The sequence below is a fragment of the Providencia sp. AGC89 genome (genome assembly GCF_053543535.1).
The window spans coordinates 144,990-160,312 of record NZ_JBIXLP010000046.1; the positions used below are offsets into that span (position 1 = coordinate 144,990).

The 15,323-nt window shown below is 43.5% G+C and carries 15 protein-coding genes; 13 read left to right on the forward strand and 2 right to left on the reverse strand.

Features of this window, described 5'->3' with window-relative positions:
• Positions 1-71: 71 nt before the first annotated feature.
• Entirely contained in the window at positions 72-428 is a 357-nt protein-coding gene (locus ACIPUA_RS08070) for a MerR family transcriptional regulator (RefSeq protein WP_042848020.1), read from the forward strand.
• Between the two features lie 97 nt (positions 429-525).
• Here ACIPUA_RS08070 and ACIPUA_RS08075 read toward each other — a convergent pair whose 3' ends face one another.
• Positions 526-1,419, reverse strand: a complete 894-nt coding sequence (locus tag ACIPUA_RS08075) for a pirin family protein (RefSeq protein ID WP_042848022.1) — start codon at positions 1,417-1,419, stop codon at positions 526-528.
• Between the two features lie 27 nt (positions 1,420-1,446).
• Positions 1,447-1,722, reverse strand: a complete 276-nt coding sequence (locus ACIPUA_RS08080) for a GNAT family N-acetyltransferase (protein WP_042848080.1) — start codon at positions 1,720-1,722, stop codon at positions 1,447-1,449.
• Positions 1,723-2,139: 417 nt separating this feature from the next.
• Here ACIPUA_RS08080 and ACIPUA_RS08085 point away from each other — a divergent pair, with 417 nt between their 5' ends.
• The 12 genes from ACIPUA_RS08085 (at position 2,140) to ACIPUA_RS08140 (ending at position 15,276) form a co-directional block, all read left to right on the forward strand.
• Positions 2,140-3,033: a hypothetical protein gene (locus ACIPUA_RS08085; RefSeq protein WP_449059537.1), complete on the forward strand. Its 894-nt coding sequence runs from the start codon at positions 2,140-2,142 to the stop codon at positions 3,031-3,033.
• A 932-nt stretch (positions 3,034-3,965) separates the two neighbouring features.
• Positions 3,966-4,463, forward strand: a complete 498-nt coding sequence (gene tssB, locus ACIPUA_RS08090) for a type VI secretion system contractile sheath small subunit (RefSeq protein ID WP_042848028.1) — start codon at positions 3,966-3,968, stop codon at positions 4,461-4,463.
• A gap of 19 nt (positions 4,464-4,482) precedes the next feature.
• Complete coding sequence (gene tssC / locus ACIPUA_RS08095; RefSeq protein ID WP_042848029.1) at positions 4,483-6,027, forward strand: type VI secretion system contractile sheath large subunit; 1,545 nt, start codon at positions 4,483-4,485, stop codon at positions 6,025-6,027.
• A 22-nt stretch (positions 6,028-6,049) separates the two neighbouring features.
• Entirely contained in the window at positions 6,050-7,387 is a 1,338-nt protein-coding gene (gene tssK / locus ACIPUA_RS08100; protein WP_048606638.1) for a type VI secretion system baseplate subunit TssK, read from the forward strand.
• A complete protein-coding gene (tssL, locus tag ACIPUA_RS08105; protein ID WP_449059538.1) occupies positions 7,384-8,043 on the forward strand; it encodes a type VI secretion system protein TssL, short form in 660 nt (219 codons plus the stop codon). Before tssK ends, tssL begins: the two co-directional genes overlap by 4 nt.
• A gap of 2 nt (positions 8,044-8,045) precedes the next feature.
• Positions 8,046-9,782 carry an OmpA family protein gene (locus ACIPUA_RS08110; protein ID WP_449059539.1) on the forward strand — a complete coding sequence of 579 codons (1,737 nt, stop codon included), beginning with the start codon at positions 8,046-8,048 and terminating at the stop codon, positions 9,780-9,782.
• A 2-nt stretch (positions 9,783-9,784) separates the two neighbouring features.
• A complete protein-coding gene (locus tag ACIPUA_RS08115) occupies positions 9,785-10,276 on the forward strand; it encodes an Hcp family type VI secretion system effector (RefSeq protein ID WP_004912469.1) in 492 nt (163 codons plus the stop codon).
• A gap of 184 nt (positions 10,277-10,460) precedes the next feature.
• Positions 10,461-13,121 carry a type VI secretion system ATPase TssH gene (gene tssH, locus ACIPUA_RS08120; RefSeq protein WP_449059540.1) on the forward strand — a complete coding sequence of 887 codons (2,661 nt, stop codon included), beginning with the start codon at positions 10,461-10,463 and terminating at the stop codon, positions 13,119-13,121.
• Between the two features lie 25 nt (positions 13,122-13,146).
• The gene (locus tag ACIPUA_RS08125) at positions 13,147-13,674 is read left to right on the forward strand and encodes a DUF3304 domain-containing protein (RefSeq protein WP_449059541.1); all 528 of its coding nucleotides are present in this window, start codon (positions 13,147-13,149) and stop codon (positions 13,672-13,674) included.
• Between the two features lie 7 nt (positions 13,675-13,681).
• Positions 13,682-14,209, forward strand: coding sequence for a DUF3304 domain-containing protein (locus ACIPUA_RS08130; protein ID WP_449059542.1), 528 nt, complete (start codon positions 13,682-13,684; stop codon positions 14,207-14,209).
• A 7-nt stretch (positions 14,210-14,216) separates the two neighbouring features.
• Complete coding sequence (locus ACIPUA_RS08135) at positions 14,217-14,744, forward strand: DUF3304 domain-containing protein (protein WP_449059543.1); 528 nt, start codon at positions 14,217-14,219, stop codon at positions 14,742-14,744.
• Positions 14,745-14,751: 7 nt separating this feature from the next.
• The gene (locus tag ACIPUA_RS08140; protein ID WP_449059544.1) at positions 14,752-15,276 is read left to right on the forward strand and encodes a DUF3304 domain-containing protein; all 525 of its coding nucleotides are present in this window, start codon (positions 14,752-14,754) and stop codon (positions 15,274-15,276) included.
• Positions 15,277-15,323: the final 47 nt, after the last annotated feature.

A 15,323-nucleotide genomic window follows, 5' to 3' on the forward strand; every position in this document is an offset into this window, starting at 1 on the left:
ACAAAATGTATTGAAAGGCTAAAAGATAGAGCTTACTCTAGGTCAAGTATTTTTTTCGATAGTAGGTACATATGAATTATTCAATTAGCCAATTTTCGCAATTAACTGGCTTTAGCATTTATACGCTTAGATATTATGAAAAAGAAGGTATCTTGGCACCTTCAAGGCAAAGTAATAACCATCGATTTTACTCAGAAACTGATATTGAATGGATTAAATTTATTATTCGTTTAAAGGAAACAGGGATGCCTTTAAAAAAAATTAAAGAATACGCGAAATTAAGGGAGATAGGCGCATCCACAACGTTAGATAGAATGAATTTACTCACAGAACATTATACGAGTCTAGAACAACAGATACTAATATTGAATGACCACCTAGATAGTTTAAATAATAAAATTAAGTACTATCAAGAACAGTTAAAGTAATCAGTTCCATGATTGAATAAAAATTCGAAACTTACTCAATATGATAGTGCTTTTAAATTAAACATCTATCCACTCAATTAGGAAACATAAATACCGTTCAAGGCATTAATGGGGACGGTGTTGGGCTGCGATCATCATTAAATACTTGGCCAAAACGAGGATGACCTTGGTTCCACGCCTCAACAGCCTCGATAATTTCAGCTTTAGTACGCCCAATAAAATTCCACCACATTAATATAGTTTCATTTAAAGGTTCGCCCCCAAGTAATAAGATGTGGCTATTTGAAGCAAACCGCACAACAACTTCAGAATTGTTTTTGCCTAAATACACTAATTGATTCGTACCTACGTGTTGCCCATCAACAATCACAGCTCCTTCAATAACAAAAATACCGTATTCAAATTCAGACTGTAACGTTAAGCTATGTTCAACACTTTTTTGAGCAATAATATCGACCCCAACTAAAGGAGAAAAGCTCAACGTCGGCGCTTTATAAGCCCCGTATTCACCCACTAACAAGTGGAATTGGGTTTGCCCTTCAAGCCAATTCGGTAAAATAGGATAATGATCAAAACGAGGTATTGTATCTTTAACGGCTTCCGGCAATGCTATCCATAACTGCACTGCATGGAGTTTATGGTTTGCTCCATAAGTGTCTTCTGAATGGCTGATCCCATATCCTGCTGTCATTAAATTAACTTGCCGCGGCCGAATAACTTGCTCATAACCTAAGCTATCGCGGTGTAATACTTCCCCTTCTATCATCCAAGTGAAAGTTTGTAAGCCAGTATGAGGATGAGGAGCCACCTTCATTCCTTCGGAATTCCCTTTAAAAACAGTAGGACCTGCATGATCAAGAAAACACCATGCGCCAATTAACCTACGTTCTCTTGTAGGTAAAACCCGAGCGACAGGGATGCCCCCAACATCTTTGGAACGTGCTGTAATCAACTGCAATTCTGTTTTCTTATCATTGGATTCAATAGTCATGACTACCTCATCGGTCATTAAAGAATATTATTGTCGAATATCATTATATTCAGGAGTTCTATCAAATATCGCTTTCGCAAACGGGCACAGCGGGATAACTTTGCGCCTTTCTTTTCTCATACGCTCTACGACTTTAGCAACAAGCAATTTTGCGATCCCCTGTCCTTTTAAGCTTTCATCAACCAATGTGTGATCAATAATCGCTAATTCGTCTCCTGTATATACAAAGGTTATCTCTGCGAGACGAGTTTGCTTATCATCAGATAAAATAAAAAAGCTGTTGTGGTCAGATTGGATATTCATCATAAATAGCTCTTCTTAAAAACCTAACGTTAATCCAGAGTAAGCGACATAACCTGAAAAGACAACTGCCCACCTTTGTTGATATGATCCAAATATTTTGAAGTGAACAGAGTCAAAAAATACATGACCGATAGCAAAACTGATTATTAAATAGTTATTTTCACTTACCATTACTATTCATCAACGCTAATCAATGATAAGTCTATCATTACGTCTATTGACTGAATCCCCCTGTACATAAGTGGTTTCTATCATAACAGCTTCGAGTAAATTACCCGTTATCCGTTTAATTTATCCGCTAGTATTTTAACTTTTCAATATATCAATTAAACTAATACAAACATATAGAACAGAGAAATATAACAATATCTATCTTATTAATTGTATTACTTGACTACTCACTGACAGGAATATGTAATGAAAGTACCATACTTAAAAATATTATTATCACTTTCAACAATTTATATATGTAGTTCTTATAGCGATGAAAATTTGAATGCTGGTTACGCTAAGCTACTTGCACTTTCATTGACAGATGACATTAGCGCTTCAACACTTCATGCTGAGGGGTTTAACTACGAAAAATATTCTTTACCATATGAATTCAAAGACCTTTATGTAATAGATGATTACTCTTTTTCTATGCAATTGAAAGGTAATTACCTTAAAGTTAAATCGTCACTAGTTAATATTGACTCTTTAGGCAATCTACGCGCCCGTTGGGATATTTTTAGTCTATCTGCATCACCAAAAGTTTCCTACCAAATAAACGAAAAGTTCAGCCTAGAAAGTGAGCTAGAATTAGGCTATGCAAATATGAGCAATAATTCCACCGTTCATGGTAGTCAACAAATGAAAGACGTATTGCGCGATGAAGGGTTATTAGATTGGAACGTAAATTCATTTCATATAACACCTAAACTTGGCCTGAGAAACACAAATATCCTAGACAATAATGATGAATTGAATCTATATGGCCATATATCCTATATGTTTACTAATGGTTTTGGAAAGACAAAAGGCCTAAACGTCAATAGCAGTACCGGAACATGGTCGATTGGTGGTGAATATGTTATGACGGAACTCATCAGTATAAATGACATTAACTTCAATCTAATCTTATCCAATGATATCGGCGGGTTCTATGGAAAGGACTATAGAGAATTGTCATTTGGTTTTATAAATAATACCTCTGTCGCATTAGAAACCCCCATTAATATCTATGATAACCAAGTAAAAGTGAAAGCTGGGATAGGCTACCTATCAAGCGATAACGCACATGGTATAGCCTTAACCTTGGGAATAAGGTAGGCGTTATTTCAATACGATGATTTAAATCGATAAACGTTAGGTTTTGGCATTATTGACCATAACGTTAATTTATCAACCGTTTTCCAATAGACGATAGCAAACGTTGGAACCATGTAATTATGCAAGGAGAGCTCTATATAGCACTCATTATATTGTTATTAAATGATTATTTAATAACCTAACTTTCATTCTATTCGAATTTCTATATAACCAAGAACATGACTAGGCTATTTTTGATGCCTGTTTTTTCTTGGTTCAATGAGATGCTTGGACCGCATAAATATGCATTTATTATTAATTTTAATGCAGATAATAAAACACCAACTAGAGTAAAAGTGAAGCTTACCCTTTAACTATATAAAGTAAAAACTTGTTCCTCCTCACCCTCGCTCCAACACGACCTTTTAGATAACAACCCAGTTTTGCACTTGTAACCAAATAGCAGTGGCTATTCACCCTAGTTTTTAATACTCCATGTTTTGCTATGACTGTAATGCTGTTCTATAGAGCGTACTTCCTCAAGGTCCAAAAAGAGCAGTAATTTTTATTGAGTACTCATCTATTTCTTTTCATAAAATAATTTCTAATCAAAAAGAGGATTATCACACACTAAACGAGTAAATATTCTTATGAATCACTTTGTAATACTTTGAAAAAAAATATTACAAAAAGATTTAAATGACACTTTTTAATTATAAGCATAAAAACAACGCACGTTAAATGTTGATATTATTAACTTTTAAATTTAAAGCCAAGATAACCCCAAAAAAACGTAGATTTCCCGTCACATTTATTGATAAGAAAAGTTGATTTATTGAATCAGTGAAGATATAAAGAAAATAATTACATAAGTTAAATGAATGGAATTCAATTGCAACCATTTAACAATACACAATTCAATATATTCACTAAAACTGTAGGAAATTTCACTCATGTCAGATAGCTTTCAAAATGAAGTCCCCAAAGCACGGGTCAATATTAAATTAGAACTGCACACGGGCGGCGCTCAGAAGAAAGTGGAATTGCCACTTAAGTTATTAGCGATGGGTGATTACAGTAACGGACAAGATAACCGCGCGTTGTCTGAGCGTGAAAAAGTAAATATCAATAAAAATAACTTTGATAGCGTCCTTAGTGAATTTACACCAACAGTTAACTTAACGGTAAAAAATACTCTTGCTGGTGATGGAAGTGACGAAAGCGTAAACCTCTCTTTCAAAAATATGAAAGACTTCGAACCTGAGCAAGTGGCTCGTCAAATCCCCCAACTTCGAGCCATGTTAGCCATGCGTAATCTGCTACGCGACCTGAAATCTAACCTCCTCGATAACGCTACGTTCCGCCGTGAATTGGAAAATATCCTTAAGGACCCAGCACTCAGTGATGAACTACGTGAAGAGCTAGCACAACTTGCACCGAAGAAAGATTAATTTGGATTATTAAAGGATTATGCTGATGTCTGTAAAAAATGAATCAACCCAAGGTGCAACGACTGTACTTGATGAAACCTCGAATCAAGGCGTTTATGCTTCTTTATTTGAAAAAATCAATTTAACCCCTGTTGCTACAATCAGTGATATTAACGCATTCCAAGATAATACTGCGCTAGCTGATGCAACTGCGGATGAACGAGTCACGGTTGCCGTTCAAGTATTTTTAGACCGTTTAAAATCTTCTGGTCAAAAAGTGGAGCGTTTAGACCGCAACCTGCTTGACCATCATATTGCTGAACTCGATAAGCAAATCAGCCAGCAATTAGATGAAGTGATGCACCATCAAGACTTCCAAAAAGTTGAATCTACTTGGCGTGGTTTAAAATTCCTTGTTGATCGCACTGATTTTCGTCAAAACGTAAAAATTGAGCTACTGGATATTGCCAAGGATGACTTGCGCCAAGATTTCGAAGATAGCCCGGAAATTATCCAAAGTGGTCTTTACCACCATACCTATATTGCAGAATATGACACCCCAGGTGGTGAGCCTATTGCAGCGATAATCTCTAACTATGAGTTTGACCGTAGCGCGCAAGATATCGCCTTATTACGCAGCATCTCTAAAGTCTCCGCGTCTGCTCATATGCCATTTATTGGGTCTGTTGGACCAAAATTCTTTGGCAAAGAGACCATGGAAGAAGTGGCTGCTATCAAAGATATTGGTAACTACTTTGACCGTGCTGAATACATTAAATGGAAAGCTTTCCGTGATTCGGATGATGCCCGCTATATTGGTTTAACCATGCCTCGTGTATTAGGCCGTTTACCTTATGGCCCTGATACTGTACCTGTCCGCAGCTTCAATTACGTTGAAGAAGTCAAAGGGCCAGATCATGAGAAATATTTGTGGACTAATGCCACATTTGCTTTCGCTGCCAACATGGTTAAAAGCTTTATCAACAACGGTTGGTGTGTGCAAATTCGTGGTCCGCAAGCAGGTGGAGCAGTTAAAGATTTACCTATTCATTTATTTGATTTAGGTACAGGTAGTCAGGTGAAAATCCCATCAGAAGTGATGATCCCTGAAACGCGCGAATTTGAATTCGCTAATCTTGGCTTTATCCCACTGTCGTACTACAAAAACCGCGATTATTCGTGCTTTTTCTCGGCTAATTCCACCCAAAAGCCCGCGCTGTATGACACTGCCGATGCGACAGCAAACAGCCGAATCAACGCGCGTTTACCCTATATTTTCCTACTCTCTCGCATTGCCCATTACCTGAAACTGATCCAACGTGAAAACATTGGTACCACCAAAGATAGACGCCTCCTTGAACTTGAACTCAACAACTGGGTTCGTGGTTTAGTCACTGAAATGACCGACCCGGGTGATGATTTACAAGCTTCTCATCCACTTCGCGATGCAAAAGTGGTTGTTGAAGACATTGAAGATAACCCAGGCTTCTTCCGCGTGAAACTGTATGCCGTCCCACACTTCCAAGTCGAAGGCATGGATGTGGATTTATCGTTGGTTTCGCAGATGCCTAAAGCCAAAGCCTAACGATTAGTAAAGGTCATTCAGGATGAAAATCTACCGTCCCTTATGGACAGACGGGGCCTTTTTGGCCCCTCAACAATTTCAACAACAAGCTCGTTGGGACAGCCATGTCGCTGAAGTCGTTGCTCAAATGGGTATTGCCTCAACGTGGGGTGTGATTAGTACTGAATTTGATGACAGTGCTTTAACCCTATCTCGAGTTAGCGCACAAAAGATGATTGTGCGTTTTCACGATGGCACACTTATTGACACGACTCTGTCTGATGCTCTTCCTCCGGTATTATCCCTTAATGACTACGCAGATCGTCAGTCATTAGACATCGTGCTAGCGTTACCTTTAATGCTAGCAAATGGCGGCAACTTGGCCCCTGAAACGGGTACAGATCGCCCTCGTCGGTTTAGCCAAGAATGGGTTAAAGTTCAAGACCTACTCGGGCATGAGCAAACGGATATTGCAGTATTACGTCATGTGGCAACGCTACGTTTTGCCCATGATGAGAATGAAGCCTATATGACTTGCCCAGTTGCACGGCTGATCCGCAATGCGCAAGGGGCATGGGAATTTGATAAGCGTTTTATTCCCCCCTTGCTCGCTTGTCAGGGAAGTCTTGAACTACGCACGTTACTCTCTGAATTTATGCACCGCTTAGTCGCTAAACGCCGTCGACTGATGGCTCTGCGCCGCGAAAGCAATGAGAAAATGGCAGACTTCGTGGTTGCTGATGTCTCATTATTTTGGCTATTAAATTCACTGAACAGCGCCGAACCTGTACTCAATGAACTTAGCACGGCATTACATCGTCATCCTGAATTACTCTATCGAGAACTCGCCCGTTTAGCAGGGAGCTTATTAACTTTCTCTTTAGAAAGTAAATTGGAAGATATTCCGCAATACAAACATGAGCAACCGGAGCAGGTTTTCCCTCCTCTTTTTACGCTATTAAACACCCTGCTTGAAGCCAGCTTACCTTCACGTGTTATCAGTATTGAATTAGTAAAAGAAGGTCCTTTCTGGACAGGGCAGCTTCATGATGGCCGCTTACGTGAAGAGGCGGATTTCTATTTATCCGTACGCTCATCTTTACCCGCTCACCTACTCATTGCTCAATTTCCTTTGCTGTGTAAAGCAGGTAGTCGGGATGATGTTGCTGATGTGGTCAATGTGGCACTCAATGGTATCCCATTAAAACCGCTCAGCCATGTGCCAACCGCGGTTCCACTTCGTTTAGAAAATCAATACTTTGCGCTAGATATTGAAACACCTGCGGGTCAAGCCATGCTTTCTTCAGGGCAATGTGCCTTTTACGTCCCGAGTACATTAGGTGATATTCAATTAGAGCTGTTTGCGGTACTTCGCTCATGAAAAATACAATGTCACACCACACTATTGACATAATTTTTGCTCAAACTTGGTTAATGGTTTGTCAACTTCATCAGGGCACTGCCATCTCTCAGGGGGATAATTTTTACCACCGAGTTTGTCAGCTGATTGATGAAACGCGTCAAAAATTACTTGAACATGGTTATCCAGAAACTGCCATTGAACATATGCAATATGCCCAATGCGCATTAATTGATGAAAGCGTGATGAATCGCCAGCATCAACAAGATGATGGATACAACACTTGGATACAATCACCGTTGCAAGCCCGTTACTTCAATACATTGGAAGCGGGAGATAAACTGTGGGATCGCCTACGCAGTATTTTAAATGAAACGGCACCTAACCCAGATGTTTTGCTCTGTTTTCATCGCGTGCTCACCCTCGGGTTTGTTGGAAAATTTCGCCAGCAAAATGCGCCAGAACGCGAGCGTATCGTCGCTCAACTCAATGTTCAACTTCCTGATTATCTGATTTCATCAGACTTACCTCTTGTCGTAAAACCTAAATTACGTTTTAGCCGCCGCCGACTCTACTGGTTTGGTTGGATTGGTGGAGCTCTTGTGCTCGCTGCAATGTGGTGGGGCTTCAGTGCATCGTTAGAACACTTACTACAACAATGGATGACACAAGGATAGGCATGCAAAACCCAACCAAACAGTGTCTGACACTTTTTGCGACAGGCCTTTTTCTGTGGTTACTCTGGGGGTTTTGGTCCCTAGGGCAAACTGTCACTATTTTTGTATCGGCCTTAGTGCTGGCTCTTACCGGTGGGATGCTATTTTGGCAATATAAGCAGCGCCGCCAAATGCTTTCTACTGAGCATGATTATGCGGGTGCATTGCCTGCCGATAACTACTCGGGTCCTGTTATCCTCGTTTGTGGTCAGTCTGATGCCCTATTTTTGAGTGACCAATTACACCGAGAAACTCGCCAAGGTTGGTATATTCGGGTATCTGCCCCCACTGAATTAGTTAAATTAGTGACTGCATTGATGGAACATGCCCCATCATTATCAGGGCAGACATCATTACTGTATATCGTCCTGCCGGAACAACTTACTCAGCAAGAAACACTCACTCAAGCATTGCTCAATTGGCGTCGAGCCATTGGTGAAAGCAACCAAAAAATAGGGTCAAAACTGCCATTTTGGGTCACAGTGTATCTCACTATGCCTCGCCAAACAGGTACAGACCTACACGTGGATGGCGAACACACTCCATGGATGACTTTACTCAGCCACCAAAATGAGTTTCAGGTAGAACAAGAAGGTTCTATGTCAGCCCCCTACTCTGTCTGGTTGCCCGCCCATATTGGGCACTCAGAGCAAAGCCTGCAATTTTCCCTGTGGTTAGATACCTTACAGAGTTGGCTCAACCAAGTTTTAGTCCCACAGTTCACCGTGTCTCAAGCAGGAGCACCAAAGCAAACTCCTTCAGCATGGGCTATTCAATGGATAGATATCACCAGCCAACCTAACAACTTATGGCAGCAATTTATCCAAGAAAAAACCATGCTGCCGCTATATTCATCAATTCAAACCACTGATTTGCTGCCTTTACCCGATGTGATGTTACGACGCTTACGCCATGATATTAGCTTAAGCCGCACAGAGAAAACCCTTGGGGCTATCGGAATTATTTTCGGGGTCTTCTTGGTAGGCGCATTAATCGGAAGTTACTACCATAACCAACAACTCATTCGTCACATTGGCGAAGATGTTGCTCGTTTTTCGCAACTTTCGGATACCCCTCTTGCACCAAAACAGACCGCTTATCTGCAATTGCAAGATGATGCAACTGAATTGGCACGTTGGGAACGCGAAGGGATACCAACCTCTCACTCTTTAGCGTTATATCAGGGAAATAGAATATTACCCTACTTGCACACGCTATTAGGTAGTTGGGCTCCCCCACCGCCACCGACGCCTATCATTGTTCAAAGTGCCCCTGAAATGGTCACCCTTGATAGCCTATCGTTGTTTGATGTAGGGCAATACACCCTCAAAACGGATGCAACTAAAGTTTTAGTCGATGCCTTGCTCAATATTAAAGCCAAACCCGGTTGGTTAATTGTCGTCTCCGGCTATACCGATAACACCGGAAACCCAGCATTAAACCAAACACTCTCATTAAAACGCGCCGAATCAGTCAGAGATTGGATGATAGAAACCAGTGATATCAGCCCTGCTTGTTTTGCTGTTCGAGGGGACGGGCAAAATAACCCAGTTGCTGATAATCAAACCGCTGAAGGCCGAGCAAAAAATCGACGCGTTGAAATACGACTCATCCCTCAAGCAGATGCTTGCCAGGGCGCAGATAATCAAACCGTGTCACCGATGGACGATGACACACATTCGACACAAAAGGAGAAGTAACCATGGCTATTCCTGTTTATTTATGGCTAAAAGATGACGGCGGCGCGGATATCAAGGGCTCTGTCAATGTACAAGACCGTGAAGGCAGTATTGAAGTGGTCGCACAAGACCATAACCTGTATATCCCAACCGATAACAATACCGGTAAATTAACAGGTACACGTATCCATACGCCATTTATTTTCGTGAAAGAAATTGATGCATCAAGCCCTTATTTATACAAAGCGGTGACCACGGGTCAAACTTTGAAAGAAGCTGAATTCAAATGGTACCGCATTGATGATGCTGGGCAAGAAGTGGAATATTTCAATACCAAGCTTGAAAACGTCAAAGTGGTCAAAGTCGCGCCAAAAATGCACGACATCAAAGACCCTAACAAAGAGAAGCACAACCATCTCGAAGAGATTGAACTGCGCTACGAAAAAATCACTTGGACCTATAAAGACGGCAATATCATTCATTCCGATTCTTGGAATGAACGTGCAACCGCTTAATTAAAACAAGCAGGCGTTTCGGCGTCTGCTTTTTTTGTACGTATTCGTACACCGATGACACACAACACACAATTTATCTTGATACCTAATGAACCTCGGTTAACGGTTAGGGGCGGTAGCATTTCTTGCTGTCTCTAACCGTTTTCACCCCAATATATTTTTACCCCAATACGAGAGAAAGAATATGGACAATTCATCCGTGATGCTATTACGCCGCCTAAACCCTTACTGTGCCAACGCATTAGAAGCGGCGGCTTCACTTTGCCAAACACGAGCGCATGCGGAAATTACCATTGAACATTGGTTGCTCAAATTATTGGAAATGGGGGAAAGCGATATCACGGTGTTAGCTCGCCGCTATGAATGGGATATGTCAGCCCTTTGGCAAAGTTTACTGACAGATATCGACAACTTACCACGCTCCATTCATACGCGCCCATCTTTATCAAAACCGCTGCTGAATCTCATTCAACAAGCTTGGGTGATTGCATCATTGGATGAAGATATCGAACATATTCGCAGCGTGCATTTATTATCTGCCATGGCTCAGCAACCGTCACTGGTGCCCAATGATAATTTGTGGCCATTAATGACATTAAGTACCACCCAACTTCAACGCTTAAGACCGATGCTTGATGCCCAATCCGATGAGCGCCCTGAAATACAACAACTCGCCACACATAATCAATCCTTATCCCATGAAACGCCATCTGACGCTAATCATGTAGAAACGGCGAAAAGCTCAAATGTGATTGGCAATACACTGAACGAAGCACTACTGGCCGTACTGAATAAATTCACCGTCGATGTCACTGAAAAAGCACGCGAAGGCGCGATTGACCCTGTCTTTGGACGTGATGACGAAATTCGCCAAATGGTGGATATTCTTTCTCGCCGTCGTAAAAACAACCCAATTCTCGTCGGCGAGCCGGGTGTCGGGAAAACAGCCTTGGTGGAAGGCTTGGCCTTACGCATTGTCGAAGGGAATGTGCCCGTTAGCCTGCAAACCACCGCCTTGCGCACTTTAGATTTGGGGCTACTGCAAGCGGGCGCTGGCGTTAAAGGCGAATTTGAGCAGCGCCTAAAAAACGTGATTGAGGCCGTACAACAATCCCCTACCCCGATTTTACTGTTTATCGATGAAGCCCATACCATCATTGGCGCAGGCAACCAAGCCGGTGGCGCCGATGCGGCGAACTTACTCAAACCCGCGCTAGCTCGCGGTGAATTGAGAACCATTGCAGCGACAACATGGTCTGAATACAAACAATATTTCGAGCGTGACGCCGCCTTAGAGCGCCGCTTCCAAGTGGTCAAAGTCGATGAGCCAGACGACGAAAAAGCCTGTTTAATGCTGCGGGGGCTAAAACCACGCTATGCCAAATACCACGGTGTTCATATCACTGATGATGCAGTGAAAGCAGCGGTGACTTTGTCTCGCCGTTACTTAACGGGTCGTCAACTCCCCGATAAAGCCGTGGATTTACTCGATACCGCCAGCGCCCGTATCCGCATGAGCCTCGACACGCTCCCTGAAGAGCTGACCCGTTTAAAAGCCAAGCGCAATGCCTTAGAACTTGCGCAGCAAGCCATTCTTGATGACTTGGCGATTGGCAACACCACCAATCAATCCCTTCTAAACGAATTAGTCACTCAAGATGCGCAAATAGCGATACAACTGGCTGAGTTAGAACAGCGTTTTGAGCAAGAAAAAAACCTTATCAGCGAACTCTTAGAACAGCGCCGTCAATCCCAAGATGTGAGTGACATTCAAACCCAATTAGAACAAGTGCAGCAAAGCGAACCACTGATCACCCCTGATGTGGATGTCAGAACCGTTGCCACCGTCATCGCAGATTGGACAGGCGTGCCATTATCCAGCCTATTAAAAGACGAACAAACCGAGCTGCTTGAGTTAGAAGATTCGCTTGGCATACGTGTCGTGGGTCAAGAAAGCCCATTACTGGGGCTTGGGCAACGACTACGCGCCGCTCGCACGGGTCTCGCCTCAGAAAATGGCCCGCAAGGGGTATTTTTACTGGTTGGCCCAAGTGGCGTAGGGAAAACGGAAACGGCTTTGGCCTTGGCAGATGTCCTGTTTGGCGGCGAAAAATCCTTAATCACCATCAACATGTCCGAGTATCAAGAAGCCCACACCGTCAGCCAATTAAAAGGCTCTCCTCCAGGCTATGTAGGTTATGGTCAAGGCGGTATTTTAACGGAAGCCGTTCGCAAGCGCCCTTACAGCGTCGTGTTACTTGATGAAGTGGAAAAAGCGCACCGCGATGTGCTCAACCTGTTTTATCAAGTATTTGACCGTGGTTTTATGCGCGATGGCGAAGGCCGTGAAATCGATTTTCGCAATACCGTGATTTTAATGACAGCAAACTTGGGCAGTGACTTGCTGATGCAACAACTCGAAGCGTTCCCTGAGTCTACCGACGGCGAACTGCAAGAATTGCTGCGCCCAACCTTGCGCGACCACTTCCAACCTGCATTATTAGCGCGTTTCCAAACCCTGATTTATCGCCCATTAGGCCCTGTCGCACTGCGCCAAATTGTTGAAATGAAACTGGGCAGCGTGATTAAGCGTCTCTACACCCATTACAAACTCGAAGGGATTGTCGATGAAGCACTGTATGACACCCTCGTGAGCGCGTGTTTATTGCCGGATACTGGCGCCCGCAACATTGATAGCCTGCTTAACCAACAAATTTTACCGGTACTGAGCCAACAATTACTCATGCGCCAATCGAACCACCAGCAAGCGCAAAGCCTGACTTTGGGTTATAGCGAAGAAGATGGGATAATCCTGACGTTTAAAGAGATTAACAGTGTTGACTAAATATTCTTAACCTCAGAGGGTTCCAATGAAAAAAACCTCAGTCACCGGTGTACTTTGCATTGCCCTATTCAGCTTAACCGCCTGCTCGCCGGAGACAGGCACGAATATGCTGCCCGCCAATATTTGGGGGTTTAACCATGTGAAAGACACTTATGTTAATTGGTACACCGTCAATGGCGCCCAAGGGCGAGGGGCAGTCGGTGTCTGCTGTGTTATGGTGCCTGAAAAATGGACACCCAACCAAACCGTGGTCGTGGAATGGGAAGTCGACCCTAATGCTTACCCTACTGACTCCCCCGGTGTTGGAGACCCTGCGTTTAAAGCCTATATGGTGAAACACAAAGCCAATTATCGCCACTACCGCAAGGTGGTGCCCATCCCCCAATATGATGACGCCTGTGATGTCAAAGTGCATTTTTTACCCTGCCAAGAGGTGAAGATCACCTTGTCGTGTTTGGCTCCTTGGCACCCTGACTACCCAATTCAAGCTCCTTTAGACCAAGAGGAGCCCGCCGAATGTCCAACCAACGCGAGCACACCACTTGCTCAGTGAGGTTGGGATGAAAAAAATAGTGTTCCTTAGTGCCGTTGTGACTGCACTGCTGGCCTTAACCGCCTGCTCGCCAGAGAAAAAAACCAACATGCTGCCCGCTAATATTTGGGGCTTTAACCATATCAAAGGCACTTATGTTAATTGGTACACCGTCAATGGCGCCCAAGGGCGAGGGGCAACCGGTGTTTGTTGTGTGATGGTGCCCGAAAAATGGACATCCAACCAAACCGTGGTGGTGGAGTGGGAGGTTGACCCAAATTCAAGACCTGGAGATATGCCTGGGGTCACCGACCCTGCGTTTAAGGCCTATATGGTGAAACACAAAGCCAATTATCGCCACTACCGCAAGGTGGTGCCCATCCCGCAATATGATGACGCCTGTGATGTCAAAGTGCATTTTTTACCCTGCCAAGAGGTGAAGATCACCTTGTCGTGTTTGGCTCCTTGGCACCCTGACTACCCAATTCAAGACCCATTAGACCAAGAGGAGCCCGCCGAATGCCCTACCAACGCGACCACACCACTTGCTCAGTGAGGTTAGGATGAAAAAAATAGTGATGCTTAGTGCCGTTGTGACTGCACTGCTGGCCTTAACCGCCTGCTCACCGGAGAAAAAAACCAACATGCTGCCCGCCAATATTTGGGGCTTTAACCATATCAAAGGCACTTATGTTAATTGGTACACCGTCAATGGCGCCCAAGGGCGAGGCGCAGTCGGTGTCTGCTGTGTTATGGTGCCCGAAAAATGGACACCCAACCAAAACGTGGTCGTGGAATGGGAAGTCGACCCAAACGCAAGCCCTGGAGATATGCCTGGTGTCACTGACCCTAAATTTGATGCCTATATGGAAAAACACAAAGCCAATTATCGCCACTACCGCAAGGTGGTGCCCATCCCCCAATATGATGACGCCTGTGATGTCAAAGTGCATTTTTTACCCTGCCAAGAGGTGAAGATCACCTTGTCGTGTTTGGCTGTTTCTCACCCTGACTACCCTATTCAAGAACCAAGTTTTATGGAGGAGCCTGCCGAATGCCCTACCAACGCGACCACACCACTTGCTCAGTGAGGTTAGGATGAAAAAAATAGTGATGCTTAGTGCCGTTGTGACTGCACTGCTGGCTTTAACCGCCTGCTCGCCGGATACAAGCGCGAATATGCTGCCCGCCAATATTTGGGGCTTTAACCATGTGAAAGACACTGCTGTTAATTGGTACACCGTCAATGGCGCCCAAGGGCGAGGGGCAACCGGTGTTTGTTGTGTGATGGTGCCCGAAAAATGGACACCCAACCAAACCGTGGTCGTGGAATGGGAGGTTGATCCTGATGCTTATGGTAAATCGCCCCCTATGGGAACTAAAGAATTTAGTGATTTCGTTAAAAAACACAAAGCCAATTATCGCCACTACCGCAAGGTGGTGCCCATCCCGCAATATGATGACGCTTGTGATGTCAAAGTACATTTTTTACCCTGCCAAGAGGTGAAAATCACCTTGTCGTGTTTGGCTCCTTGGCACCCTGACTACCCAATTCAAGACCCATTAGACCAAGAGGAGCCCGCCGAATGCCCAAACAACGCAGCCACACCACTTGCTCAGTGAGGTTAGGATGAAAAAAATATCTCTTATCGGTACCGTTTTAATTGTGT

Bases quoted from the DNA above. Each gene is read 5' to 3' on its own strand.
- ACIPUA_RS08085 (WP_449059537.1), top strand. From the start codon at position 2,140: ATGAAAGTACCATACTTAAAAATATTATTATCACTTTCAACAATTTAT.
- ACIPUA_RS08070 (WP_042848020.1), top strand. From the start codon at position 72: ATGAATTATTCAATTAGCCAATTTTCGCAATTAACTGGCTTTAGCATT.
- tssB (WP_042848028.1), top strand. From the start codon at position 3,966: ATGTCAGATAGCTTTCAAAATGAAGTCCCCAAAGCACGGGTCAATATT.
- ACIPUA_RS08140 (WP_449059544.1), top strand. From the start codon at position 14,752: ATGAAAAAAATAGTGATGCTTAGTGCCGTTGTGACTGCACTGCTGGCT.
- ACIPUA_RS08130 (WP_449059542.1), top strand. From the start codon at position 13,682: ATGAAAAAAATAGTGTTCCTTAGTGCCGTTGTGACTGCACTGCTGGCC.
- tssH (WP_449059540.1), top strand. From the start codon at position 10,461: ATGGACAATTCATCCGTGATGCTATTACGCCGCCTAAACCCTTACTGT.
- ACIPUA_RS08110 (WP_449059539.1), top strand. From the start codon at position 8,046: ATGCAAAACCCAACCAAACAGTGTCTGACACTTTTTGCGACAGGCCTT.
- tssL (WP_449059538.1), top strand. From the start codon at position 7,384: ATGAAAAATACAATGTCACACCACACTATTGACATAATTTTTGCTCAA.
- tssC (WP_042848029.1), top strand. From the start codon at position 4,483: ATGCTGATGTCTGTAAAAAATGAATCAACCCAAGGTGCAACGACTGTA.
- ACIPUA_RS08125 (WP_449059541.1), top strand. From the start codon at position 13,147: ATGAAAAAAACCTCAGTCACCGGTGTACTTTGCATTGCCCTATTCAGC.
- ACIPUA_RS08080 (WP_042848080.1), bottom strand. From the start codon at position 1,722: ATGAATATCCAATCTGACCACAACAGCTTTTTTATTTTATCTGATGAT.
- ACIPUA_RS08075 (WP_042848022.1), bottom strand. From the start codon at position 1,419: ATGACTATTGAATCCAATGATAAGAAAACAGAATTGCAGTTGATTACA.
- ACIPUA_RS08135 (WP_449059543.1), top strand. From the start codon at position 14,217: ATGAAAAAAATAGTGATGCTTAGTGCCGTTGTGACTGCACTGCTGGCC.
- ACIPUA_RS08115 (WP_004912469.1), top strand. From the start codon at position 9,785: ATGGCTATTCCTGTTTATTTATGGCTAAAAGATGACGGCGGCGCGGAT.
- tssK (WP_048606638.1), top strand. From the start codon at position 6,050: ATGAAAATCTACCGTCCCTTATGGACAGACGGGGCCTTTTTGGCCCCT.